The 24,795-nt window shown below is 72.7% G+C and carries 20 protein-coding genes and 1 rRNA gene; 4 read left to right on the top strand and 17 right to left on the bottom strand.

Annotation, left to right across the window (positions count from 1 at the left end; translation table 11 throughout):
• Positions 1 to 274: 274 nt before the first annotated feature.
• The 4 genes from ald to ACFWJX_RS31130 form a co-directional block, all read right to left on the bottom strand.
• Positions 275 to 1,399: an alanine dehydrogenase gene (gene ald / locus ACFWJX_RS31145; protein ID WP_383249658.1), complete on the bottom strand. Its 1,125-nt coding sequence runs from the start codon at positions 1,397 to 1,399 to the stop codon at positions 275 to 277.
• Positions 1,400 to 1,532: 133 nt separating this feature from the next.
• A complete protein-coding gene (locus ACFWJX_RS31140; RefSeq protein WP_383249657.1) occupies positions 1,533 to 3,590 on the bottom strand; it encodes a tetratricopeptide repeat protein in 2,058 nt (685 codons plus the stop codon).
• 173 nt (positions 3,591 to 3,763) lie between these two features.
• Positions 3,764 to 4,390 (bottom strand): NUDIX domain-containing protein, encoded by a 627-nt coding sequence (locus ACFWJX_RS31135; protein ID WP_383249656.1) that lies wholly within the window; start codon positions 4,388 to 4,390, stop codon positions 3,764 to 3,766.
• A 126-nt stretch (positions 4,391 to 4,516) separates the two neighbouring features.
• Complete coding sequence (locus ACFWJX_RS31130) at positions 4,517 to 6,184, bottom strand: CTP synthase (protein ID WP_383249655.1); 1,668 nt, start codon at positions 6,182 to 6,184, stop codon at positions 4,517 to 4,519.
• Between the two features lie 533 nt (positions 6,185 to 6,717).
• On the opposite strand from ACFWJX_RS31130, the gene ACFWJX_RS31125 reads away from it, so the two are divergent.
• Both ACFWJX_RS31125 and ACFWJX_RS31120 read left to right on the top strand, forming a co-directional pair.
• Positions 6,718 to 8,520, top strand: coding sequence for a glycoside hydrolase family 15 protein (locus tag ACFWJX_RS31125; protein WP_319252410.1), 1,803 nt, complete (start codon positions 6,718 to 6,720; stop codon positions 8,518 to 8,520).
• 61 nt (positions 8,521 to 8,581) lie between these two features.
• Complete coding sequence (locus ACFWJX_RS31120) at positions 8,582 to 10,219, top strand: PucR family transcriptional regulator (protein ID WP_383249654.1); 1,638 nt, start codon at positions 8,582 to 8,584, stop codon at positions 10,217 to 10,219.
• 47 nt (positions 10,220 to 10,266) lie between these two features.
• On the opposite strand, the gene ACFWJX_RS31115 is transcribed toward ACFWJX_RS31120, so the two are convergent.
• The 6 genes from ACFWJX_RS31115 to ACFWJX_RS31090 all read right to left on the bottom strand — a co-directional run bounded on the left by ACFWJX_RS31115 (position 10,267) and on the right by ACFWJX_RS31090 (position 16,497).
• A complete protein-coding gene (locus ACFWJX_RS31115) occupies positions 10,267 to 11,388 on the bottom strand; it encodes a glycosyltransferase family 4 protein (RefSeq protein WP_383249653.1) in 1,122 nt (373 codons plus the stop codon).
• Positions 11,389 to 11,805: 417 nt separating this feature from the next.
• Complete coding sequence (locus tag ACFWJX_RS31110; RefSeq protein ID WP_383249652.1) at positions 11,806 to 12,570, bottom strand: hypothetical protein; 765 nt, start codon at positions 12,568 to 12,570, stop codon at positions 11,806 to 11,808.
• 107 nt (positions 12,571 to 12,677) lie between these two features.
• Entirely contained in the window at positions 12,678 to 14,396 is a 1,719-nt protein-coding gene (recN, locus tag ACFWJX_RS31105) for a DNA repair protein RecN (protein WP_383249783.1), read from the bottom strand.
• 103 nt (positions 14,397 to 14,499) lie between these two features.
• A complete protein-coding gene (locus ACFWJX_RS31100) occupies positions 14,500 to 15,405 on the bottom strand; it encodes an NAD kinase (protein ID WP_073498319.1) in 906 nt (301 codons plus the stop codon).
• Complete coding sequence (locus ACFWJX_RS31095; RefSeq protein WP_383249651.1) at positions 15,402 to 16,217, bottom strand: TlyA family RNA methyltransferase; 816 nt, start codon at positions 16,215 to 16,217, stop codon at positions 15,402 to 15,404. The genes ACFWJX_RS31100 and ACFWJX_RS31095 overlap by 4 nt, the downstream gene beginning before the upstream one ends.
• 7 nt (positions 16,218 to 16,224) lie before the next feature.
• Complete coding sequence (locus tag ACFWJX_RS31090) at positions 16,225 to 16,497, bottom strand: hypothetical protein (RefSeq protein WP_383249650.1); 273 nt, start codon at positions 16,495 to 16,497, stop codon at positions 16,225 to 16,227.
• A gap of 42 nt (positions 16,498 to 16,539) precedes the next feature.
• Here ACFWJX_RS31090 and ACFWJX_RS31085 point away from each other — a divergent pair, with 42 nt between their 5' ends.
• Positions 16,540 to 16,887, top strand: coding sequence for a sterol-binding protein (locus ACFWJX_RS31085; protein WP_383249649.1), 348 nt, complete (start codon positions 16,540 to 16,542; stop codon positions 16,885 to 16,887).
• A gap of 60 nt (positions 16,888 to 16,947) precedes the next feature.
• Here the strand turns inward: ACFWJX_RS31085 and ACFWJX_RS31080 are convergent, their stop codons facing one another.
• The 4 genes from ACFWJX_RS31080 to ACFWJX_RS31065 all read right to left on the bottom strand — a co-directional run bounded on the left by ACFWJX_RS31080 (position 16,948) and on the right by ACFWJX_RS31065 (position 21,113).
• Positions 16,948 to 17,817: an ABC transporter ATP-binding protein gene (locus ACFWJX_RS31080; RefSeq protein ID WP_383249648.1), complete on the bottom strand. Its 870-nt coding sequence runs from the start codon at positions 17,815 to 17,817 to the stop codon at positions 16,948 to 16,950.
• A complete protein-coding gene (locus tag ACFWJX_RS31075; protein WP_383249782.1) occupies positions 17,814 to 18,833 on the bottom strand; it encodes a FecCD family ABC transporter permease in 1,020 nt (339 codons plus the stop codon). The genes ACFWJX_RS31080 and ACFWJX_RS31075 overlap by 4 nt, the downstream gene beginning before the upstream one ends.
• A 77-nt stretch (positions 18,834 to 18,910) precedes the next feature.
• Entirely contained in the window at positions 18,911 to 19,954 is a 1,044-nt protein-coding gene (locus ACFWJX_RS31070) for a FecCD family ABC transporter permease (protein WP_383249647.1), read from the bottom strand.
• Between the two features lie 124 nt (positions 19,955 to 20,078).
• On the bottom strand, positions 20,079 to 21,113 hold the full coding sequence (locus ACFWJX_RS31065; RefSeq protein ID WP_383249646.1) for an HAD-IIA family hydrolase: 1,035 nt from the start codon (positions 21,111 to 21,113) through the stop codon (positions 20,079 to 20,081).
• Positions 21,114 to 21,184: 71 nt separating this feature from the next.
• Between ACFWJX_RS31065 and ACFWJX_RS31060 the strand changes: the two genes are divergently transcribed.
• A complete protein-coding gene (locus ACFWJX_RS31060) occupies positions 21,185 to 22,468 on the top strand; it encodes a DUF1015 domain-containing protein (RefSeq protein ID WP_383249645.1) in 1,284 nt (427 codons plus the stop codon).
• Positions 22,469 to 22,553: 85 nt separating this feature from the next.
• Here ACFWJX_RS31060 and ACFWJX_RS31055 read toward each other — a convergent pair whose 3' ends face one another.
• The 3 genes from ACFWJX_RS31055 to rrf form a co-directional block, all read right to left on the bottom strand.
• Positions 22,554 to 23,303 carry a hypothetical protein gene (locus ACFWJX_RS31055; RefSeq protein WP_383249781.1) on the bottom strand — a complete coding sequence of 250 codons (750 nt, stop codon included), beginning with the start codon at positions 23,301 to 23,303 and terminating at the stop codon, positions 22,554 to 22,556.
• Entirely contained in the window at positions 23,195 to 24,703 is a 1,509-nt protein-coding gene (locus ACFWJX_RS31050) for a hypothetical protein (RefSeq protein ID WP_383249780.1), read from the bottom strand. Before ACFWJX_RS31050 ends, ACFWJX_RS31055 begins: the two co-directional genes overlap by 109 nt.
• Positions 24,704 to 24,708: 5 nt before the next feature.
• Positions 24,709 to 24,795: ribosomal RNA gene (gene rrf, locus ACFWJX_RS31045) — 5S ribosomal RNA — on the bottom strand; the annotation flags it as partial.

The raw sequence follows: 24,795 nt of genomic DNA, 5'->3' as shown, positions 1-24,795 counted from the left end.
GTCGGGTGTTCGCAGCAACACAATCCGCCGTACCCGACTCGATGTGTCGACAATGAAACATCCGACTGTCAAGGGCGTACGACCGTCGCACAGCAGGCTTCACCGGCGTGCGAATCGGTCGAAGGGTTACGTTCGACGCGAGTTGACCGAGAGCCGCAAAGTGACCATACACACATCGGGCCGGACCTTGTCGGGCAAGGTCCGGCCGTTGGTGCGCCATTGACGCGGCGTGTTGACGTATCGCCTTTACGGCGAGGTGACTTGCCCGGACCGGTCAGCCGAGGAGCGTTTCCAGCTCCACGTGCGCCAGGCCGTGCGCCTCGGCGACCTCGCGGTAAACGACCTGGCCGTCGTGGGTGTTGAGGCCCTTGGCGAGCGCGGGGTCACGGCGCAGCGCCTCGACCCAGCCGTTGTTGGCGAGCGAGACGATGTAGGGCAGCGTGGCGTTGGTGAGGGCGTTGGTGGAGGTGTTGGGCACCGCGCCCGGCATGTTGGCGACGCAGTAGAAGACCGAGTTGTGCACCGGGAAGGTCGGCTCGGCATGGGTGGTGGGACGGGAGTCCTCGAAGCAGCCACCCTGGTCGATCGCGATGTCGACAAGGACACTCCCGGGCTTCATCCGGGACACCAGCTCGTTGGTGACCAGCTTCGGGGCCTTGGCGCCCGGGATGAGCACGGCGCCGATGACGAGGTCGGCCTCGAGGACGGCCTTCTCCAGCTCGAAGGAGTTGGACATGACGGCCTTGACCCTGGTGCCGAAGATCTTGTCGGCCTCACGCAGCTTGTTGATGTCGCGGTCCAGCAGCGTCACGTCGAAGCCCATGCCGACGGCGATCTGGGTGGCGTTCCAGCCCGACACACCGCCGCCGATGACGACGGCCCTGGCCGGGGTGACGCCGGGGACGCCGCCGGGCAGGACGCCACGGCCTCCGTTGGCGCGCATCAGGTGGTAGGCGCCGACCTGCGGGGCCAGCCGGCCCGCGACCTCGGACATCGGGGCGAGCAGCGGCAGGGCGCGGCTCGGCAGCTCGACGGTCTCGTAGGCGATCGCGGTGGTGCCGGAGGCGACGAGGGCGTCCGTGCACTCCTTGGACGCGGCCAGGTGCAGGTAGGTGAAGAGGGTCTGGTCCTTGCGGAGGCGGTGGTACTCCTCGGCGACCGGCTCCTTGACCTTCAGCAGCAGGTCTGCGGTGGCCCACACCTCGTCGGCGGTCTCCAGGATCCGCGCCCCGGCGGCGACGTACTCGTCGTCCGTGATCGACGACCCGACACCGGCGTTGCGCTCGATGACGACCTGGTGGCCGTTGCGCACCAGCTCGTGCACGCCGGCGGGGGTGATGGCCACCCGGAACTCGTTGTTCTTGACCTCGCGGGGGATGCCGACCTTCACGTCGATCACGGTCCTTGGCTCAGAGGGTGGGGAGATAGCAACGCATACCCGGAGGTCACGGACGCACCGGGATGCACCGCAGGAGAACGTGCGGCAGAGCCAGTCTAATGAAGGTGTTCCCGCTGTCTAGCCTTTCATTGCATCAATCTTCAGCGGGTGTACTGCGGATTTCGCAGGCGTTAGCTCCATGTTCCGGCTCCGGATCACGGTCTCCGGGCTCTTCTTCCAGGATGCGCTCGGCCGCGGCCCGGTGCAGACGGGCGGCCGCGGGGTCGCCGAGGTGCTCCAGCGTGTCGGCCAGCCGGAGCTGGAGAGCGGCCTGGAGACGCGTGTCGTCGGCGCGCCGGGCCCACTCCACCGCCTCCTGGCAGGTGCGCAGCGACTCCTCGGGCCGGCCGGCGTACTCCTGCACCCGTGCCAGTTCGCTCAACGCCCGCGCGGCCGCGGCGACATCGCCGTTCTTGCGGTGCCCGGCGGCCGCGGCCCGCCAGCCCCGCTGCGCCTCGCCGTACCGTCCGGCGTAGGTGTGGGCGGTGGCGATACGGCCGTACAGCCGGGCGGCGTCGGCGCGCTCGTCGCGGGCCTGCCGCTGGGCGAGGGCCCGGCCGAACCAGTCGGCGGCCCGGTCGTAGTCCCCCAGCTCCAGATGCGCGCCGCCTACGGATTCCATCGCGCGGCCGGTCGCATACGGGTCGTTCGCCTCTCGTCCGGCGTCCAGCGCGGCCCGGTAGCGCACCAGGGCCTCCGCCGTCCGCCCGGTGTGCGCGTCGACGTCGGCCAGGTTCAGCAGGGCGGCGGCCTTCTCGCGGGGCAGATCACGTCGCTCGGCCACGTCCAGGACGAGCTGGTGGATGCCGTACAGGTCGGGCGCTGCCCCCTGGGTGCCGAAGTGCGCGACCATCGCCCTGACCAGCTGGGACATCAGGCGCCTGGCCAGTGTGTCCAGCTCGCCGTCGGCGACCGCGAGGCGGGCCGAGGCGAGCAGGGCGGGCCGGCGGGCGCGCAGCCAGTCGGCGGCGGCGCGCGGGGTGGCGAAGCGCAGGGCCTGGGGCATGCCCTGCAGCTTCTCCCGGGCCTGCGGGTTGTCCGTCTCGGTGATCGCCCGGCAGGACTGGAGCAGCCGTACCGTCCGCTCCAGCATGCGGGCGCGGGCCAGCTGGAGCTCGGCCGGGCGCTCATGGGTCTCGGCGGCCGTCCGCAGCAGGGGCTGGAGGCAGCCGGGGATCTCGTACTGGTCGGGCGGCGAGGGGACGGTCCGCAGCAGGCCCAGGGCGACGAAGTCGTCCAGGGTGGTGCGCGCGGCGCCGATCGAGCAGCCGGCGAGCGCGGAGGCGGTGTGCGGGTCGACGAGGCCGGCCGGGGCCAGGCTGAGCAGTCGCAGTATCCGCGCGGCGGCCGAGGGCAGGGTGGCGTGCACGAGCCGGAAGATCCGGCTGAGGGGGGATCCGTCGTCGCCCTCGGCGTGCAGCTGCTTGGCGAGGTCGGCGACCGCCGACTTGGGCCGGGCGGCGAGCCAGCCGCCGGCGAGGATCAGCGCGGCGGGGTGCCCCTGGCAGGCCTCGACGAGACCCTCGGCGGACCGCGGGTCCACGGTGATGCGGACCGAGCCGGTGTGGCGGGTCAGCAGGTCGAGGGCGGACTTGGTGTCCAGGCCGCCCAGGGTGCAGGGCCGCACGTCGGAGATCCCGGTGAGCGGGCCCGCCGAGACGGCGACGACCAGGCACTCGGGGGTGTCCGGGAGGAGCGCGTCGACCTGTTCGGCACCGGCCGCGTCGTCGAGCAGGAGCAGCACGCGCCGCTCGGCGAGGGCCTCGCGCAGAGTGGCCGAAAGGTCGTCCTCACCGGCGCCGGGCGGGACCGGCCGGCCGAGTGCGGCAAGTAGTTCGCGGGCGGCGCGCTCGACGGGAACAGGTGTGCCGTCGGGTTCGCCGAGCCGGACGCGGAGCACGCCGTCCCCGTAACGCTCGGCGACCTGACGGACGAACTCCTCGGCCAGGGCGGTACGGCCGGAACCGGGCCGTCCGGCGATGAGGAGCACGCGCGCGCGGGGGGCCTTCTTCCCGGAGAGGGTGTCCAGTCCCGCGCGCTCGATGTCGGCGCGCAGTTCCTTCAACTCCCGGGTACGGCCCAGGAAGTGGCCCTCCGTCGCAGCGTGTCCGGACAGCTGCACGCCGCCTGTGTCCACTGCCTGATCCGTCACGGGCCACACTCCCGTCCCACCGCACGCGCAAGCCCGCCGGGACTCCGGATCGGGCGATTCCTGAGCCTAGTTCACGCTCTGCGACGTTCCGTGAGGAGCACGGCGGTGACGTCCCCCGATCGGATCAGCCGATCGTCACACCGCACGGGTCGGTGAGAGGTGCGCCGAGGCGGTCAGGCCTCGAAGGGACGGGCCGGCCACGGTGCCTGCGCCGGGCGCAGCGCGTCGATCCCGTCGCCGCTCCGGGCGGCGACCAGCGCGAGGACGCCCACGACGAGGCAGTTGTTGTGCAGCTCTCCGGCGAGTACCCCCCGGACGAGTTCGTCGACCGGCACGCGCGCGTGCTCCATGTCGGCCTCCTCGTCCTCGACCTCGAAGCACTCCCCGTCGGCCTCCGACAGCCCCCGGGCCAGGAAGATGCGTACGGCCTCGTCGCAGCCGCCGGGGCTGGTGTAGACGTCGGTCAGCACCCGCCAGTCCTCGGCCTTGACGTGCGCCTCCTCGTACAGCTCGCGCTGGGCGGCGTGCAGCGGGTTCTCGCCGGGCACGTCGAGCAGGCCGGCCGGGATCTCCCACAGCTTCTGCCGCACGGGGTGGCGGTACTGGTTGATCAGCAGGACACGGCCCTCGTCGTCGAGGGCGAGGACGGCCACGGACCCGGGGTGGACCTGGTAGTCACGGCTCACGACGGAGCCGTCGGGCATGACCACCTCGTCCGTGCGGACGGAGGTCTTGTTGCCCACGAAGGGGGTCTCCGTCGCCCGGATCTCCCACGCCTGCGCGGTGTCCTTGATCGTCATGCCCTGTCCTTCCACACGTACAAAAGGAATCCGGCCAGAGGAAAACCGGCCAAATCGAACGATAAAAAAGAGGCCGGGGTGCTCACCTTTGAGGAGAAGCACCCCGGCCACCGTACAACTGGTGTGTTACTTCGAAGTCTTCCGCTCGACCGCGGCCTTCACCAGCCCGGCGAACAGCGGGTGCGGACGCGTCGGCCGCGAGCGCAGCTCCGGGTGGGCCTGCGTGGCGACCAGGTACGGGTGGACGTCACGCGGGTACTCCACGTACTCGACGAGCTTGCCGTCCGGCGAGGTGCCGGAGAACAGGATGCCCGCCTTCTTCTCCAGCTCCGCGCGGTAGGCGTTGTTCACCTCGTAGCGGTGACGGTGCCGCTCCTCGACGTACTCCTTGCCGTCGTAGACCTCGCGCACGATCGAGCCCTCGGCCAGCTTGGCCGGGTACATGCCCAGCCGCATGGTGCCGCCCATGTCGCCCTCGCCGGCGACGATGTCGAGCTGCTCGGCCATCGTGGAGATGACCGGGTGGGCGGTGGCCGGGTCGAACTCGGTGGAGTTCGCGTCCGAGATGTCGAGCAGGCCGCGCGCCGCCTCGATCACGATGCACTGGAGGCCGAGGCACAGCCCGAGCAGCGGGATCTTGTTCTCGCGGGCGTAGCGGATCGCACCGACCTTGCCGAGCACACCGCGGTCGCCGAAGCCGCCGGGGATGCAGACGCCGTCGACGTCGGCGAGCTGCGCCTTGGCGCCCGCCGGGGTCTTGCAGTCGTCCGAGGTGACCCACTTGATCTTCACGCGGGCCTTGTTCGCGAAGCCTCCGGCGCGCAGCGCCTCGGTGACCGAGAGGTAGGCGTCGGGCAGGTCGATGTACTTGCCGACCAGGGCGAGCGTGATCTCGTGGTCGGGGTTGTGGACGCGGTCGAGCAGGTCGTCCCAGGTCGTCCAGTCCACGTCACGGAACGGCAGGTCCAGCTTGCGGACGACATAGGCGTCCAGGCCCTCGCCGTGCACGGTCTTCGGGATGTCGTAGATCGAGCGGGCGTCGGGGCAGGCGACGACGGCGGCCTCGTCGACGTCGCACATCAGCGAGATCTTCCGCTTGATCGCGGTGGGGACCTCGCGGTCGCAGCGCAGCACGATCGCGTCGGGCTGGATACCGATGTTGCGCAGAGCGGCCACGGAGTGCTGGGTGGGCTTGGTCTTCAGCTCGCCCGAGGGACCGATGTAGGGCAGGAGCGAGATGTGAACGACGAAGACGTTGTCCCGGCCGACCTCGTGGCGGACCTGGCGGACGGTCTCCAGGAACGGCAGCGACTCGATGTCGCCGACCGTGCCGCCGACCTCCGTGATCACCACGTCCACCTCGTCCGTCGCCATACGACGGATGCGGTGCTTGATCTCGTTGGTGATGTGCGGGATGACCTGCACGGTGTCGCCCAGGTACTCGCCGCGGCGCTCCTTGGCGATCACGGTCGAGTAGATCTGGCCGGTGGTGACGTTGGCGGAGCCGTCGAGGTCGCGGTCGAGGAAGCGCTCGTAGTGGCCGATGTCCAGGTCGGTCTCGGCGCCGTCGTTGGTGACGAACACCTCACCGTGCTGGAAGGGGTTCATCGTGCCGGGGTCGACGTTGAGATACGGGTCGAGCTTCTGCATCACGACGCGCAGGCCCCGCGCCTTGAGCAGCATGCCGAGGCTGGAGGCGGTCAGCCCCTTGCCGAGAGAGGAGGCGACACCCCCGGTGACGAAGATGTGCTTGGTCGTCGTGGCGGAGCTGTTTCGGTAAGCAGCGGTCGGCATGGCCAAGAGGGGGCTCCCGTGGTCGCGATCTGGGGGTGCGGAGCGGCTCCCGGAGGCTTTCACCAGCGGTTCGTGCCGGAGATTTCCGGGGGTGCCGTCGCTGCGGTTCGGGGGTTTCGTGCCCACCGGTCCACGGGCTACCAGGGTATCAGCGCCTCGGGGGGATGGCTTCCGACCACGCTCCGCACACGGTCCGGCACCCGCAGGCACACGCTCACCGGGTCCTCACCCACTGCTCACCCGTTCGGCCCACCCGCGTTGCCCGGAGCGGCACGCAGATCATCTACGTGCGTCGTATCCTGCTCGGACACTCGCTGCCGAGCCCGGCCGGCAAGACGGCACACCCCAGCCCGTACCCACCGGAACAATGAGAGCTCGTCAGTTCGTTGAGCAAGAATTGGCGTTTTGCCAACACGGCTGAGCGACTGCTTTGCTTCACCGCTCAACGACGCATGACAACAACGTCCCCCTTGACCGCACCAAGCGACAGCCCCCTCATGGGGGCCTACGTGGCCGTTCGACTGGAGTTGCACGTGGCCGGGCGCATCGAAGACTACGCACTCATCGGAGACATGCAGACAGCCGCTCTGGTCTGCCGCGACGGGACGGTGGACTGGCTCTGCCTGCCCCGCTTCGACTCCCACGCGATCTTCGCCGGGCTGCTGGGCACCGAGGAGCACGGCTTCTGGCGGCTCGGGCCTGCGCACGCCTCCGACGCCGAGCCACCGCGAGCGGCCCGGCGCGGCTACCGGGGCGACTCGCTGATCCTGGAGTCCGAGTGGGACACCCCGCGCGGCACGGTCCGGGTGACGGATTTCATGCCCCCGCGTGACGGCGCCCCGCAGCTGATCCGGATCGTCGAGGGCGTCTCGGGCCGCGTCCCCATGCGCTCGACCCTGCGGATGCGCTTCTCCTACGGCCGGGTCGTGCCGTGGGTGCACAAGCACGAGGGCCGTACGGTCGCCGTCGCCGGTCCCGACTCCGTGTGGTTCGACACAGAGGCCGAGACCTACGGAAAGTCACTGACGACGTACGCCGACTTCACGGTCGCCCCCGGTGACCGGATCGCGTTCACGATCTCGTGGGAGCCCTCGCACAAGGAGCCGCCCGCGCTGCCGGAGCCGGAGCAGTCGCTCCAGGCCACGGAGGACTTCTGGCGCGAGTGGGTCGAGCACTGTACGTACCACGGGCCCTACCGCGAGGCGGTGATCCGTTCGCTGATCACCCTGAAGGCGCTGACGTACGCGCCCACCGGCGGCATCGTGGCGGCCCCCACCACCTCCCTGCCCGAGGACATCGGCGGTGTCCGCAACTGGGACTACCGCTACACCTGGCTGCGCGACGCGGCCATCACCCTGTCCTCGCTGCTGCGCACCGGCTACCGCGAGGAGGCCCGCGCCTGGCGCGAGTGGCTGCTGCGCGCGGTCGCGGGCGACCCCGAGAACCTCCAGATCATGTACGGCATCGCCGGCGAGCGCGAGCTGGGGGAGGCGGAGCTGGACTGGCTGCCCGGCTACGAGAGCTCCGCCCCGGTCCGGGTGGGCAACGGCGCGGCGCACCAGCTCCAGCTGGACGTGTACGGCGAGGTCACCGAGGCCCTGCACCTGGGCCACATGACCGGGCTGGCCCGCAACGACTACGCCTCGCTACTCCAGCTGAAGCTGATCCGCTACCTGGAGCGGCACTGGGACGAGCCGGACGAGGGCATCTGGGAGGTGCGCGGCCCGCGCCGCCACTTCGTGCACTCCAAGGTGATGGCCTGGGTCGCCGTGGACCGCACGATCAAGCTGATCGAGTCCGGTGACGCGGACGGCCCGCTGGAGCGCTGGCGCGAGCTGCGTGACGACATCCACCGGGACGTGTGTGAGAAGGGTTACGACAAGGAGCGCAACACCTTCACGCAGTCCTACGGCTCGAAGGAGCTGGACGCTTCCCTGCTCCTCATCCCGCAGATGGGCTTCCTGCCCCCGGACGACAAGCGCGTGATCGGCACCATCGAGGCGATCCAGCGCGAGCTGTCCACGTCGGACGGCTTCATCCTGCGCTACCCGACCGAGGGCGACAGCGAGGGCGTCGACGGGCTCCCCGGCGACGAGGGCGCCTTCCTGGCCTGCTCGTTCTGGATGGCGGACGACCTGGCGATGATCGGCCGGGTGGACGAGGCCCGCAAGCTCTTCGAGAAGCTCCTGGCCCTGCGCAACGACCTGGGCCTCCTCGCCGAGGAATGGGACCCCCGCCTGAAGCGCCAGGTGGGCAACTTCCCCCAGGCCTTCAGCCACGTCCCCCTCATCGACACGGCCCTGCGTCTGACGGCCTCGGGGGCGTACGGCGGCTGAGGCACCTGCGTGGTCGGCCGGGAGATGTGGCCGGGCCGCGTCCGCGGGTAGCGTCCGCTGCATGGACAGCCGCGCGGACCAACGATTCGACAGCCGGGGCGCCGGCATCACCGTGCAGCGGGCGCTGGAGCTGCCCGGCCTGCGCAGCGGCCTGCCGGAGATCCTGGCGGGCGCGGAGCGGCTGGGCCGCACGGTGCGCTGGGTGCACGCCGGCGAGGTCCCGAACATCGCCTCCCTGCTCAAGGGGGGCGAACTGCTGCTGACCACCGGCTACGGTCTCGGCACCCGTCCCGCCGAACAGCGGGCGTTCGTGCGCACCCTGGCCGAGCGTGGCATCGCGGCCCTGGTCATCGAGCTGGGCCCGCGCTTCACCCGGCTGCCCGCGGCGCTGGTGGAGACGGCCCGCTCGACCGGTCTGCCGCTGGTGCAGCTGCACCGCGAGGTGCCGTTCGTCGCGGTCACCGAGGAGATCCACACCGAGATCGTCAACGGCCACTACACGCTCCTCCAGCAGGCGGAGGAGGTGCACCGGCGCTGCACCCAGGCGCTGCTGGGCGGCGGTGGCATCCCCCAGGTGCTGGGCATCCTCGCGGACTTCAGCGACAACCCGGTGTTCCTGGAGACCACCGACGGGCAGCTGCTGTACGCGGCCGGGTCCGGACCCGAGGGGGCCGACCCGCTCCAGGTGTGGGAGGGGCTGCGCGGCCCGCACAAGGACGCGCCCGCCGGTTCGGTGCTGGTGGACGTGCCGGGCGGCGGACCGGGGGCGGGTGCGGTGCGCGCCCGGCTCGCGCTGCTGCCGGTGCGCTCGCCGCTCGCGCCGGTGCACCGGATCGCCGCCGAGCGGGCGGCCGGGATCCTCGCCGTGGTGCTGATGCAGGCACGGCAGGAGGAGGAACTCGCGGCGCGCGGGCGGGGCGACTTCCTCACCGACCTCGCCGAGGGCCGTATCGCGGCCGAGGACGCTCCGGCGCAGGCGCGCGTCCTCGGTTTCAAGCCCGGCGGCAGCCCGCTGCTGCCGGTCGTCATGCGCCTGGGCGACGCGCTCTCCCCCGGCGGGGGCTGGGCGGTGCTGGCGCGGGCGGTCGCGGAGGAGCTGGCGTCGGTGGGGGTCCCGGTCCTGCTGGGCGTACGGCCGGTGGAGGGCCGGGTGCCGCTGCTGCTGGGCCTGCGCTCGGAGTCGGAGCGGTCGGCGGTCGCCGACCGGGTCGCGGCGGCGCTGCGGGCCGGGGTGGAACGGGCCGGGATCCAGCGTCCGGGTGCCCAGCCGCCGGTCGTGGTGGTCGGCGTCGCGGGCGGCTGGGCGGCGGCCTCTGCGGGCCTCCGCCATGCGGCGGAGACGGCGACGGCGGCGCAGGGACTGTCGGACCGGCCCTGGTACGACGCCCGCCGCCTCGACATCGACCTGCTGCTGTGGCGGCTGCGCGACCATCCCGACCTGGCGGCCTTCGTGGACCGCGCGATCGGTCCGGTCCGCGACCACGACCACCGCTCCCGGCCGCCCCTGCTGCCCACCCTGGAGACCTATCTGGCGCACGCGGGGCGCAAGGCGGAGACGGCCCGCGAGCTGCACCTCAACCGGCAGACGCTGTACAACCGTCTCGCCCGCATCGGCGAGTTGCTGGGCACCGACCTCGACGACCCGCAGACGGTCCTGGCGTTGAGCCTGGCGCTGCGGGCCCGACGTCTCGTGCCCTGAGGTTCCGCCGCCGGGCGGTTGCCGCGGAGCCGGGTCGGAGGCCTGCGTCAGATCATCGGCAGCGGCTGCGTCAACTCGTCGTACACGCTGAGGACCTGGGCCACGGTCTCGTCCTCGCTCGGCCAGGTGGCCGCCTGCCGGATGCCCGACTCCCGGAGCAGCTCGCAGCGTCCGGGTGCGGCGAGGAGGCGTACGACGGCGTCGGCGAAGGCGTCCGCGTCGCCGTGCGGCACGAACTCGGCCGCGTCGCCGACGAGTTCGCGCACGCCGCCGGTCAGCGCCGCGACGAGCGGCACGCGCGCGTGGAGGGCCTCCTGAGCGAGCACCGAGCGCGACTCCCCGGCACCGGGCAGCAGGGCGAGATCGGCGGCGGTCAGCAGTTCGCTCACGTCGTCCCGCCGCCCGAGGAGCCGGACGGGCAGTGCCTCGTCCTCGATACGGCGCTGGAGTTCCGCCCGCAGCGGCCCCTCCCCGGCGACCACGACCAGCGGCACGGGGTCCAGCCGGCCCCACACCCGGGCGGCGTCGAGGAGGACGTCGTACCCGCGGGCGCGGTCGAGGGAGCCGACCGCCATCAGCAACGGGCGGCCGATCGCGCCGAGTTCGGCCCGCACCTTCGCACGCGGCCGCTCGGGGTCCTCCTCGGCCCTACGGGGTCCGGGGAGACCCACCGCGGCGAGCCGGGCGTCCCGGGCGCCGGTGCGGCGCGCCCGGTCCACGAGGTCGGAGGTGGTGCCGAGCACCACGGCGGCCGCCTTGGCGACCCGCCGCTCCAGCAGGCGCAGCAGATGGGCGCGGGCGCCCTCGGCGTGGGCCCGGTTGTGCCAGGTGACGACGAGCGGGGTGCGCCGCCCGCCGAGCGCGAGCACGGCCCGGAACGAGGCGTGCAGTCCGTGCGCGTGGACCAGGTCGGCGTCCGTGCAGGCCGCCCGCAGCGCCGCCACGGACGTGGGATCGCTGCTGCGCGGCACGGGCACGTGGTCGGCTCCGGCGCCCGTGAAGTCGTAGGCGTGATCGGACTCGGCGGGGGCGCACACCGTCACCCGCACGCCCCGCGCGACGAGCCCCGCGGCCAGGGAGCGCACATGGGCGCTGCTGGCGGCGTTGCCGCCGCCCAGCACCTGCACGGTGCGCAGCGGCGACTGGCCGTGCGGTGAGTGGCTGCTCACGTGGCCGGGGCTCCTGGTTCGGCGTCGGTCGGTCACGAAGGAACGTACAGAAGGGACTCGGGCGGAGGGGTGGACCGCTCGCGCTCCTCCATGTCCTCCGCCCAAGGATGCCAGGACGTACGGGTGTTCCGTGCCGCCGAGCACCCTCGGCCCCGGCAACACACCCCCGCTTATCACCCACACGAGTGAAGGAGGGCGGGGTTCCGTTCGACGGGGGAGCCGGTCGGCGGGACTCGGCGACGGCCTGCCGGGGGCGGCGAGGACCCTCCCGGGTGCGCGGCGGGAGCCGGGCCGGCGCGCAGGTCGCGGCCCGCCGACACACGAGGCCGGGCCTCCCGGCGTGTCCGGAGGGATCTGACGCGTGGGTCACGGCCGACCGCGTCGCCCCACTCACACCGGCGCGCGCCCCCGCGCCCCCTACCGCCAGGCGACCCGCGCCACCTCGCTCACCCGCTCCCCGCACACCGCCGCGCCCACCACCGCGGCCGCGTGCGCCACAAGGCCCGGACGCCCGTTGCCCACCACGACCGCCGCCCCCAGCAGCGCGCCCAGCGCGTGCGCCCCGGTGTCACCGAGCATCGCGCGCTCCCCCAGGTCGTCGGACAGCACCGCCGCCGCGACCCCCGTCGCCACGGCGGCCAGCTCACCGGCGGGCCCCGCCCGCAGCAGCCCCGGCGCGCCCAGCGCGAGCACGGCACCGGCGGCTCGTCCGGGCCGTACGTCCACGAGGTTGGCGAAGTGCGCCGCCCCGGCGATCACGACACCCGCGAGCACCTTGTCCAGGGGCCGCTCCTTCAGCAGGGCCCCGGCCAGCAGCCCCGCCGCGCAGATCCCGCCCAGCTTGACGGTCCCGCTGGTGACCTCGCCCTGCCGCAGCGCCCCCAGGTGCGCGCGGAAGCCGCGCCGCGGATCACCGGCGCCCACGAGGTCGTCGTACGCCCCACAGGCCCCGGCGGCGAGGACGGCCCCGGCCACGGCCGGACGCACCCGTGCCGCCCCGAGCGCGGCCGCGAGGACGGCGGCCGGGCCGACGTACAACTCCACGGTCCGCCCGGCGAAGTTCGTCCGCTGCCAGCGCGCCCGCCCGCCGGGCGCCGCCGCGCGCAGGGCCGCCGCTCCCGCGCGCGTGAAACCGGCCGCGACCACGAACGCGGCGCTCCTGCCGCTCCTCCGTGTGATCATCGGCCCACTCCGGAGATGCCGAACCCGAGAGGGCCGGACGCCGGGGACGTCGAAGGGCGGGACCGACCACCCGTGGGTCGCCGTCCCGCCCTCTCCGCCCGGACCCGTCACGCGTCCGCGCGTGCCGTCTCCAGCAGTTCCTCCGCGTGGGCCCGTGCCGTCTCGGAGTCCTCCTGGCCCGCGAGCATCCGGGACAGCTCCCGGATCCGGTCCTCGCCCTCCAGGACCTTCACGCCGGACCGGGTCACGGACCCGTCGTTGGTCTTCTCGACCAGCAACTGCCGGTCGGCGAAGGCGGCGACCTGCGGCAGGTGGGTGACGACGACGACCTGCGCGGTCTTCGCGAGCCGCGCCAGGCGCCGCCCGATCTCCACCGCGGCCTTGCCGCCCACGCCCGCGTCGACCTCGTCGAAGAGGTACGTCGGCACCGGGTCCGTCCCCGCGAACACGACCTCGACGGCCAGCATCACGCGCGACAGCTCACCGCCGGACGCGCCCTTGGCGATGGGCCGCGGCGGCGCCCCCGGATGCGGCGCGAGCAGCAGCTCGACCTCGTCGGCGCCGGACGGCCCGTAGGCGACGGTACGGCCGCCGACCGCCACGCCCACCGGGTCCTCGGTCTGCCGGATGTCGAACGACACGCGCGCGTGCGGCATCGCCAGCGAGGCCAGCTCGGCGGTCACGGCGGCGGCGAACCGCTCGGCGGCCTCCGTCCGCGCGTCGGTCAGCGCCTGCGCCAGCCCGCTCAGCTCGGCCCGCAGGGCGTCGCGCTCGGCGGTCAGCTCGTCGATGCGCTCGTCGTCGCCGTCGAGTTCGCCGAGCCGCGCGGCGCCGCGTTCGGCCCAGTCGAGGACCTCGTCGACGTCCTTGCCGTACTTCCGGGTCAGCGCGGTCAGTGCGGCCCTGCGCTCCTCGACGGCCGCCAGCCGCAGCGGATCGGCGTCGAGATCGTCGGCGTACCCCGCCAGCTCCCCCGCGACATCGCCCAGCAGGATCCCGATCTCGCCGATCCGGTCGGCCAGCGCGGCCAGCGCCGGATCGTGCGACCGCACGGCCTCCAGGGCCCGCTGGGCGCCCGCGACGAGCGTGGCGGCGTCGATGCCCTCGGGGTCCTCGGGATTGCCCGCCAGAGCCCCGTGGGCGGCCGTGGCGGCCGAGGACAGGGCCTCCGCGTGCCCGAGCCGCTCCGCCTCCTCCGCCAGCTCCGTGTCCTCGCCCGCGCGCGGTTCGACACCGGCGATCTCGTCGAGGCCGTAGCGCAGCATGTCGGCCTCCTGGGCCCGTTCACGCGCGCGCGTGGTGATCTCGTCGAGCTGGCCGGCGACGGCCCGCAGCCGCCGGTAGGCCTCGGTGTACTTGGCGAGCGGCGCGGCGACCGCCTCGCCCGCGTACCGGTCGAGCGCCTGCCGCTGCCGGGACAGCTTCAGCAGCCCCTGCTGGTCGGTCTGTCCGTGCACGGCCACCAGCTCGTCCGCGAGTTCGGCGAGCACCCCGACGGGCACACTCCGCCCGCCGACATGCGCCCGCGACCGCCCCTCGGCGGAAACGGTACGGCTGATCAGCAGCGCCCCGTCGTCGAGTTCGGCCCCGGCCTCCTCTGCCCGGACGGCCACCGAGGTGCCCGCGGGCACGGTGATCCGCCCCTCCACGACCGCTTTGTCGGCGCCGAGCCGCACGAGCGCGGCGTCGGCGCGCCCGCCCAGCAACAGCCCGAGGCTGGTGACCACCATGGTCTTGCCCGCGCCCGTCTCACCCGTGACCGCGGTGAAGCCTGGCGACAGCTCGACGACAGCGTCGTCGATGACTCCGAGCGACCGTATCCGCATCTCCTCCAACACGGACACGACCTTACGAGGTCGGGGGGAGGAAGTGCGAGGCACCCCGTCAACCGGACGAGCGGACCTCCCTCCCCCGACACCGTACGTACGGTCAGTGCCGGGCTCCGCGCCACCCCGAAACGGGCAGCGCGAACTTGGCCACCAGCCGGTCGGTGAAGGACGCGTGGTGCAGACGGGCCAGCCGCACGGGCACGGCACCCCGCCGCACCTCGACCCGGGCCCCCGGCGGCAGATCGAAGGTCCGCCGGCCGTCGCACCACAGGACCCCCGGCGGAATGTGCGGCAGCAGTTCCACCGCGAGCACCGAGTTCGGCGAGGTCACCAGCGGCTTGGCGAACAGGGCGTGCGCGCTGATCGGCACCATCAGCAACGCCTCGACCTCGGGCCACACCACGGGCCCGCCCGCGGAGAAGGCGTAGGCGGTGGATCCGGTCGGCGTCGACAGCACGATCCCGTCGCAGCCGAAGCCGGTGACCGGCCGCCCGTCGATCTCCAGCACCACCTCGAGCAGCTTCTCCGCGCCGGCCTTCTGCACGGCCGCCTCGTTCAGCGCCCAGTCCGTGTGCACGATGTCCCCGTTGCGGTGCACGACGACGTCGACGGTCATCCGCTCCTCGACCTCGTACGACTTCGTCACCACCCGGTCGACGACCTTGTCGAGGTCGTCCCGCTCGGCCTCCGCCAGGAAGCCGACGCTGCCGAGGTTCACGCCGAGCATCGGCACCCCGGACGCCCGCGCGAACTCCGCGCCGCGCAGCAGGGTCCCGTCACCGCCGAGGACGATGAGCAGCTCGCAGCCCTCCAGGCACTGCGGGGTGGCCTCGCAGACCAGCTCCACCTCGTCCGGGAGGGGCAGGTCGGCGGCCTCGTACTCCAGGACGCGCACCCCGATGCCCTCGCGCAGCAGCCCCTTCACCACCAGCTCCGCACTGCGGATCGCGGCGGGCCGCCCGGTGTGGGCCAGGAGGAAAACAGTACGAGCTCGGTTCTGTGTCAACGCGGCCCCTCCGCCACTGCACGGTCAACATCGGCCGGGTCCAGGGCAGGCGCCCCGGCCCGGAGCCACAGGAAGTACTCGACGTTGCCCGAGGGTCCGGGCAGCGGACTGGCGGTGACACCCTGCACGCCGAGTCCCAGGTCCCACGCCTTCCGGGCCACGCCCCGCACCGCCTCGGCCCGCAACTGCGGGCTGCGCACGACGCCCCCGCTGCCCAGCCGTTCCTTGCCCACCTCGAACTGTGGCTTCACCATCATCACCAGGTCCGCGTCCGGCTTGGTGCACCGTGCCAGGGCCGGCAGCACCAGCCCGAGCGGGATGAAGGACAAGTCCCCCACGACAAGATCCACTGGCTCCCCATCGATCGCTTCGAGCGTCAACTCGCGTACGTTCGTACGGTCCTTGACGGTGACGCGTTCATCGCTCTGGAGAGACCAGGCGAGTTGCCCGTAGCCGACGTCGACCGCGACCACGTGCGCGGCCCCCGCCCGCAGCAGCACATCGGTGAAACCCCCGGTGGACGCGCCGGCGTCCAGCGCCCGCCGCCCCTCGACGAGGAGCCCCTGCGGCACGAACGCCTCCAGGGCACCGGCGAGTTTGTGCCCGCCCCGCGACACGTAGTCGGGATCGCTGTCGTCGACGGAGACGACGATCGCCGCCGCCGTCTCCACCTGTGTGGCGGACTTGGTGGCGACGGTCTTCCCGACCGAGACCCGCCCCGCGGCGATCAGCTGACCGGCGTGCTCCCGCGAGCGCGCGAGCTTCCGACGCACCAGCTCCGCGTCCAGACGACGACGTGCGACTCCTGCCACGTTCGGTTCAGCTCCTACTGCCGTACGACGATGGGGGCACCGGAGGTCCCGGGCGGGCGTCGAGCGCGGTGAGCGCGTCGCGCAGCCCCCGGTGTACATCCTCGTACACCTCGAGGTGTCCGTCCGTGGCGAGGTGGTCGGCGTCGGCCAGCCGGTCCAGGTGGGCGTCCACCTCGGCGTCGCCGGTGGGGATGCGGGGCACCTGGAGGGGGGCGGGAGCGGACGGGTCGTACTCCTGCTCCTGGGGCGCGGCCTCCGTCTCCGGAACTCTGTCGCTCATGCCCCGACGCTACCCCGAACCGCTGCGGTACCGTCGAGCGCGATGGCCACGATCGAGGAGTGCCGCGCCGCACTCGAGAAGCTCTCGGAGAACATGGGCAGCGCCGAGGGGGACGTGCGGGCCGCCGCCACCCTGGACCGCTCGGTGAGCTGCTGGATCACCGACCTGGACGTCACGTTCGTCGGCCGGATGACGGGCGGCCGGATCGTGGTGCGGGACACCTTGCAGGGTCCTCCTCGCGAGCGGGCCGGCATCAGGCTGCGGATGACCGGCGACGACCTGGTCGCGCTGGTCGACGGTGAGCTGAACTTCGCGAAGGCGTGGGGTTCGGGGCGGGTGCGGCTGGAGGCAGGTCTCAGGGACCTGCTCCAGCTCAGAAAACTCCTCTGACCGTCAGGCGGTTCCCGCGGCCGTCAGGAGGCCTGGTCGGCGGTCGGACTTCCGTGACCGTCAGGAGGCTTCCGTGACCGGCACGCGCGCGCGTGCCTTCCGCGCGGCCGGCACCACCAGCGGTGTGCCCGTCTCCGGGTCGTCGATGACCTGGCAACGCAGCCCGAAGACCTCCTCGACCAGACCGGCCGTGACGACGTCCTCGGGTGCGCCCTGGGCGATGACCGTGCCCTCCTTGAGCGCGATGAGGTGGGTGGCGTACCGGGCGGCGTGGTTGAGGTCGTGCAGGACGGCGACCAGGGTGCGGCCCTGTTCCTCGTGCAGCTCGGCGCAGAGGTCGAGGACGTCGATCTGGTGCTGGATGTCGAGGTAGGTGGTCGGCTCGTCGAGCAGCAGCAGCGGGGTCTGCTGGGCGAGGGCCATGGCGATCCACACGCGCTGGCGCTGACCGCCGGACAGCTCGTCGACGTACCGGTCGGCGAGTTCGGCGACGCCGGTCTGGGCCATCGACTCCTGGACGACCCGCTCGTCGTCGGTCGACCACTGGCGCAGGATGCCCTGGTGCGGGTAACGGCCGCGGCCCACCAGGTCGGCGACGGTGATGCCGTCGGGCGGGATCGAGGACTGCGGGAGCAGGCCCAGCGTCCGGGCGACCTTCTTCGCGGGCATCGACTGGATGACCTGCCCGTCGAGCAGCACCCGGCCCTCGCTCGGCTTCAGCATCCGCGACAGCGCCCGCAGGAGCGTCGACTTGCCGCAGGCGTTGGGGCCGACGATCACGGTGAACGAGTTGTCGGGAATCTCCACCGACAGCTTTTCGGCGATGACCCGCTGGTCGTAGGCGAGGGTGACGTTCTCGGCGGACAGGCGGTTCACGGTGCTCCTTTGGTTGTTCGGCCCGCGGCTGACACGGGTGGCGGTGCTGCTCATATCCGGCCCGCCTTACGCTCGGTGACCAGCAGCCACAGCAGGTAGACACCGCCGAGCACGCCGGTGACCACGCCCACGGGCAGCTGTCCGTCACCGAACAGCCGCTGGGCGGCCCAGTCGGCGGTGACCAGGAGGGCGGCGCCCATGAACAGGGCGGGCACGAGGTTCGGTCCGGGTGAGCGGGTCAGGCGCCGGGCGAGCTGCGGCGCGGTGAGCGCCACGAAGGCCACGGGTCCCGCGGCGGCGGTGGCGGAGGCGGTGAGCAGCACGGCGCACACCATGAGCAGCAGCCGTACGCGCTCCACGCGCACCCCGAGGGCGTTGGAGACGTCGTCGCCCATCTCCATCATGCGCAGCCCGCGCGCGTTGGCGAGGACGAGCGGGACGAGCACACAGCACAGGACGAGCAGCGGCCAGACCTGCTTCCAGTCCCGGCCGTCGAGCGAGCCGGTCATCCACACGACCGCGCGGGCGGCGTCGACGAGGTCGGCCTTGGTGATCAGATAGCCGTTGACCGCGGTCGCGATCGCGGACACCCCGATGCCGACGAGGACCAGACGGTAGCCGTGCACGCCCCGCTTCCAGGCGAGCAGGTAGATGGCGGCGCCGGTGACCAGTCCGCCGATGAGCGCTCCGACCGCGACCTGGTTGGCGGAGCCGGACATCAGCACGATCACCACGAGCGCGCCGGCCGTCGCCCCCTGACCGAGCCCCAGTACGTCCGGGCTGCCCAGCGGATTGCGGGAGACGGCCTGGAACACCGCGCCGCCGAGCCCCAGCGCGGCACCGACCAGCAGGCCCACGATCACCCGCGGCAGCCGCAGGTCGTTGACGATGAACTCCTGACCCTCGGTGCCGTTGCCCACGAGCGTCTTCAGTACGTCGCCGGTGGAGATCGGGAAGTCGCCGGTGCCGATCAGCACGACGCTCGCGGCGCACGCGGCCAGCGCCAGCACGACCACGACGATCAGGGCACGCGGGTCCACCCGCAGGGACAGTCCGCCGGGGGTGCGCAGGGCACGGCGGGTTCCCGTGGTTCGGGTGGCGGCAGGCGCGGTCCGCGTGGGCTCCGGCGCCGTCTTGGATGCGGTCTTCACAGCTGGGCCGTCCTCCGCCGTCGTACGAGAAAGATGAAGACCGGGCCGCCGATGATCGCGGTGATGATCCCGACCTGGACCTCGGAGGGGCGGGCGACGACCCGGCCGAGCACGTCGGAGCCCAGCAGCAGCACGGGCGACAGGATCGCGGCGTACGGCATGATCCAGCGCAGGTCGGGCCCGGTGAAGGAGCGGACGACGTGCGGGACCATCAGCCCGACGAACACGATCGGCCCGCAGGCGGCGGTCGCGGCACCGCACAGCACGGTGGCGGCGAGCATGGACAGCGCCCGGGTGCGGTTGAGGTGCGCGCCGAGGGCCTTGGCGGTGTCGTCGCCCATGGCCATCGCGTTCAGCGGCCGGGCGAGGGCGAACGCGAGCAGGGTGCCGACCGCGAGGAAGGGCAGCACCTGCCAGATCATGTCCTCGGTCGCCGAGGCCAGCGATCCGACCGTCCAGAAGCGCATCCGGGCGAGCGCCGCCTTGTCCATGATCATCACGGCCTGGACGTATCCGAAGAGCGCCGCGCTGAGCGCGGTCCCGGCGAGCGCGAGCCGCACCGGCGTGGCCCCCCGGCTGCCGCCGAGGAACCAGACCAGCGCACCGACGGCCGCGGCGCCGAAGAACGCGAACCACACGTAACCGCTGAGGCTGGTCACGCCGAAGTAGGTGATGGCCGTGACCACCGCGGCCGAGGCGCCCGCGTTGATGCCGAGCAGCCCGGGGTCGGCGAGCGGATTGCGGGTCAGGGCCTGGAGCACGGTTCCGGACAGTCCCAGCGCGGCGCCGACCAGCAGTCCGAGCACGGTCCGTGACACCCGCTCCCCCACGACGACATCGCCGTACGTCCCGGTGTCCTGGAACAGCCCGTGCCACACCTGGTCGAGAGACAGCTCCTTGGCGCCGATGGCGATGCTCGCCACCGCCACCAGCAGCAGGATCGCGAGGGAAGCGAGCAACCCAAGGGAGCGTATCGCCCGGCGGGTTGGGGGCGCGGGGGCGGTCTCCGCGCGCTGTTCGGGAACACTGTCGACCAACACGCAGTTAGGTTAGCCTACCCTGCGATCTCGTCTCGATCCCTGGTCACGGCTACGCCAGGGCCGTCACGGCCAGCGGGCGACCCGCGCACCACACCGGTCACGGCGGCGGACCACGCCGCCGGACTCACAGCCCCAGCCGAGCCAGCGCCTTCCCCCCGTCCAGCCCGCACGGACCCTCGCCCGCCGCGGTCCAGGCCGCCGCGCACAGCGCCCGCAGCCCGTCCAGGACGGCGCCGTCACCATCGAGTTCCAGCCTGCCGCGCATCGCGTCCGCCGACGCCGTCCAACCCCCGCACCGGAAGCCGCTCCCCTCCTCCGCCACCTCCGGCTGCCCGGTCAGCAGGCCGCGCAGATCCGCGTCCACGTACGTCGGCCGGTGCTGCGGCGGGGCCGCGAGGAGCAGCGCGCCGTCGGTCACCCCGGTCAGCACGAGCAGCGAGTCCACCCCGCCGTTGAACGCGCCCTCGATGTCGGTGTCCAGCCGGTCCCCGACCACCAACGGCCGCTCGGCGCCCGTCCGCAGGATCGTCTCCCGGTGCATGGGCGGCAACGGCTTGCCCGCGACCTGCGGCTCGGCACCGGTCGCGATCCGCACGACCTGCACGGCGGCGCCGTTCCCGGGCGCGATCCCCCGCCCGCTCGGAATCGTCAGGTCGGTGTTGGACGCGAACCACGGCACCCCGCGCGCGACGGCGTACGACGCCTCGGCGAACCGCCCCCACGGCAGGTCGGGCCCGCCGTACCCCTGCACCACGGCCGCCGGCTCGTCGTCCGCCGACTCGACGGGCTCGAGCCCGCGCTCGCGCAGCGCGACCCGCAGCCCCTCCCCACCGATCACCAGGACCCGCGCGCCCGCCGGAACCTGCTCACTGATCAGCCGGGCCACCGCCTGTGCCGAGGTGATGACGTCGTCCGCCCCGGTCGGTATGCCCAGCTCGGTGAGGTGCTCCGCCACGGCGTCGGGCGTGCGCAGCGCGTTGTTGGTGACGTACGCCAGCCGCATTCCGCCCCCGCGCGCGGTCGCCAGCGACTCGACGGCGTGCACGATCGCGTTCCCGCCCGCGTACACCACTCCGTCCAGGTCGAGCAGCGCCGTGTCGTACGCCTCGCTCAGGGCCTGGCCACTGCCCTCGGGCCTCGTCCTGACGCTCCGGCTCATTCCACATCGCTCCTCGTTCGATCGCTTTCCCCGATCATCCCGCATGCCACTGACACACGTACGATGCCGGGATGAACTCAGCAGGTCACTCGGAAGCGACGGCGCCCCGAGGCCTGGAACTCACCCCGTTCCGAGGCCTGCGCTACGACCCCGACCGGGTCGGAAGTCTCGCCGCCGTCACCTCCCCGCCGTACGACGTCGTGGTCCGCCCCGACGGCCTGCACCACCTCCAGGACGCGGACCCGTACAACATCGTCCGGCTGATCCTCCCTCAGGCGACCACGCCCAGCGCCCGCAACGACCAGGCCGCGGACACCCTGCGCCGCTGGCTCGCCGAGGGCGTCCTCACCACCGATCCCGTACCGGCCCTGTACGTCTACGAGCAGCGGCACGCCGACGGCATGCTCCAGCGGGGCCTCATCGGCACCCTGCGGGTCTCCGAGCCCTCGGCCGGCGTGGTCCTCCCCCACGAGGACGTGATGCCGCACATCGTCGCCGACCGCGCGGCCCTGATGCGCGCCACCCGGGCCAACCTCGAACCCCTGCTCCTGACCTACCGCGGCAACGGCACGGCGGCGGAGGTCATCGAGTACGTCGCCGAACAGGACCCACTCCTGTCGACGACCACGGAGGACGGCTTCAGCCACCGCCTCTGGCCGATCACCGACCCCGCCGAGGTGGCCCGCGTCCAGGCCGACCTCGCCCGCCATCAGGCCCTGATCGCCGACGGCCACCACCGCTGGGCGACGTATCTGCGTCTGCGCGCGGAGCACGGCTCCCCCAGTCCCTGGGACGACGGCCTGGTCCTCCTGGTCGACACCGCCCGCTATCCCCTGCGCGTCCGCGCCATCCACCGCCTCCTGCACGGCCTCCCCGTCAGCGGGGCTCTGGCCGCGGTCCAGGGCCTGTTCCGCGTCCAGCGTCTCGACGTGCCCCTGCCCCGGGCCCTCGACGCCCTCGCGGACGCGACCGCCGAGGGCAACGCCTTCCTGCTGGCCGGCGACGGCGCCTTCCACCTCCTGGACCGCCCGGACCCGGCCCTCCTCGCCCGTACGGTCCCCGCCGACCGCCCGCAGGCCTGGCGCACCCTGGACGCGACCGTCCTGCACACCACGCTCCTGGACCAGGTGTGGCACGTCCCCGAGGACGACCCGAGCCGCATCGCCTACATCCACGACACGGCCGCCACGGTCGAGAAGGCCGAACGCGACGCCGCTACGGCCGTGCTGCTGCACCCGGTCCGCGAGGAGGTCGTCCGCGACCTCGCCCGCCAAGGCGTCACCATGCCCCGCAAGTCGACGTCGTTCGGCCCGAAACCGGCCTCGGGCCTGGTCCTGCGCGCACTGGACCTCTGACCCGGAAACCCGACCGGGAGAACGAAAAAGGGGCTCGGCCCCGGTATGACACCGGGGCCGAGCCCCTCTTTCTCACGTACGCATGTCAGTCCTGGTCGTCGGCCTTGCCCTCGACCGGCTGCTCACCTGCGACGACGACATCCTCGTCGCCGTCCTCGGTCAGCGCGTCCACGAACTCCACGCCGTCCAGCTCGGCCAGCCGGTCCGAGGCGTCGGTGCTGCTGTCCCGGTCGGCCTCGACGGCCTTCGCGAACCACTCCCGCGCCTCGCCCTTACGGCCGGCGGCGAGCAGCGCGTCGGCGTACGCGTACCGCAACCGCGCGGTCCACGGCTGCACCGAGTTCGACGCCAGCTCCGGGCTCTGGAGCGTCACGATGGCCGCGTCCAGCTGATCCATGTCACGCCGGGCACCGGCCGCGACAAGCCGCATCTCCACCTGCCCGGCCTTGTCGAGCTTGTGCACCTCGGGCGCGCCGGCCATCTCCAGCGCCTTCTCCGGCCGCCCGAGCCCGCGCTCGCAGTCGGCCATCACGGGCCACAGTTCCACGGACCCGCTCATCCGCCGGGCGGCACGGAACTCGGCCAGCGCCTCGCTGTACTTCTGGGTGGCGTACGCCGCGAACCCGGCCGCCTCCCGTACGGCGGCGACGCGTGACGCCAGCCGCAGCGCCACCTTGGAGTACGCGTAGGCGTTCTCGGGCTCCTCGTCGATGAGCCGCGCGACCATCACCAGGTTCTTGGCGACGTCCTCCGCCAGCCCCTTGGGCAGGCTCTGCAGCTCCTGCCGTACGTCCTTGTCGATCTCGTCGCCGGTGACGTCCTCGGGGATCGGCAGCCGCTTGATCGGCTCCCGGTCCCGGTCCCGGTCGTCACGGAACCGGCCACCGCCGGTGCCACCGCCACGCCGGTCGTCCCGACGGTCGTCACGCCCACCGCGGTCGTCACGGCCGCGGAAGCCACCGGGTCGCCCGCCACGGTCGTCACGCCCCTGGAAGCCACCGGGCCGACCACCGCGGTCGTCCCGTCCGCGGAACCCACCGCGATCGCCGCCGCGGTCCCCGCCACGCTCGCCACCACGACTGTCGTCACGCTGCCGGAAACCACCACGGTCCCCGCGGTCGTCGCTGCGGCGGTCCGCCGGACGCTCGTCACGACGGTCGTCACGACGGAAGGGCGGCCGCTCACCACGGTCGTCACGACGGAAGGGGGGACGCTCGCCACGGTCGTCACGGCGGAAGGGCGGGCGCTCGCCACGGTCGTCACGACGCGGCCCGCGGTCACGGTCGTCACGCCGGACGAATCCACCGCGGTCGTCGCGTCGGTCGTCGCTGCGGCGGTCCGCCGGACGCTCGTCACGACGGTCGTCGCGACGGAAGGCGGGACGGTCACCACGGTCGTCACGACGGAAGGGCGGGCGCTCGCCACGGTCGTCACGACGGAAGGGCGGGCGCTCGCCACGGTCGTCCCGACGCGGCCCGCGGTCACGGTCGTCACGCCGGACGAAACCACCGCGGTCGTCGCGTCGGTCGTCGCTGCGGCGGTCCGCCGGACGCTCGTCACGACGGTCGTCGCGACGGAACGCGGGACGCTCGCCACGGTCGTCACGACGGAAGGGGGGACGCTCGCCACGGTCGTCACGACGGAAGGGCGGGCGCTCGCCACGGTCGTCACGACGCGGCCCGCGGTCGTCACGCTGGAACGCCGGACGAGAACCCCGATCACCCTCACGACGATCGTCACGACGGCCGTAACCACCACGGTCACGATCACCCTGACCGCCACGGTTGTCATCACGACGTCCTGCAGCGGGACGGTCGTCACGCCTGTCGTCGCGACGGAAGCCACCACGATCACCACGGTCGTCGCCGCGGCGGTCGTCCCGGCGGTCGTCACGCCGTGCGTAACCGCCACCGCCGACGCCGGCACTTCCAGTGCCGCCCCCACGGTTGTCGTCGCGTCGGCCGGCAGCGGGGCGATCGTTGTCGCGACGGAAGCCGCCACGGTCACCGCGGTCGCTGCGGAAGCCTCCGCGCTCGCCACGGTCTCCGCGGTCCCCACTGTCCCGTCGCCGCTGGTCGCGCTCCGGTCGATCGTCGGGAGAGTTGGTGGACATGGGTGACTCCTGTCTTCGGTACCGCAAGTCATTCTCGCGCAGCCGGGTACCCGGCGCTTCCTGGAAAAACAAAAGGACCCCTGGTCCCCAGCGTGAACGCTGGGGACCAGGGGTCCTTCCAAAGATTGTTCGGCGGCGTCCTACTCTCCCACAGGGTCCCCCCTGCAGTACCATCGGCGCTGTAAGGCTTAGCTTCCGGGTTCGGAATGTAACC

It is taken from the genome of Streptomyces sp. NPDC058335 (assembly GCF_042723915.1).
Classification (GTDB): Bacteria; Actinomycetota; Actinomycetes; order Streptomycetales; family Streptomycetaceae; genus Streptomyces.
The sequence above is the reverse complement of the archived record's forward strand: the minus strand, read 5'-3'. Positions and strand labels throughout refer to the sequence as shown.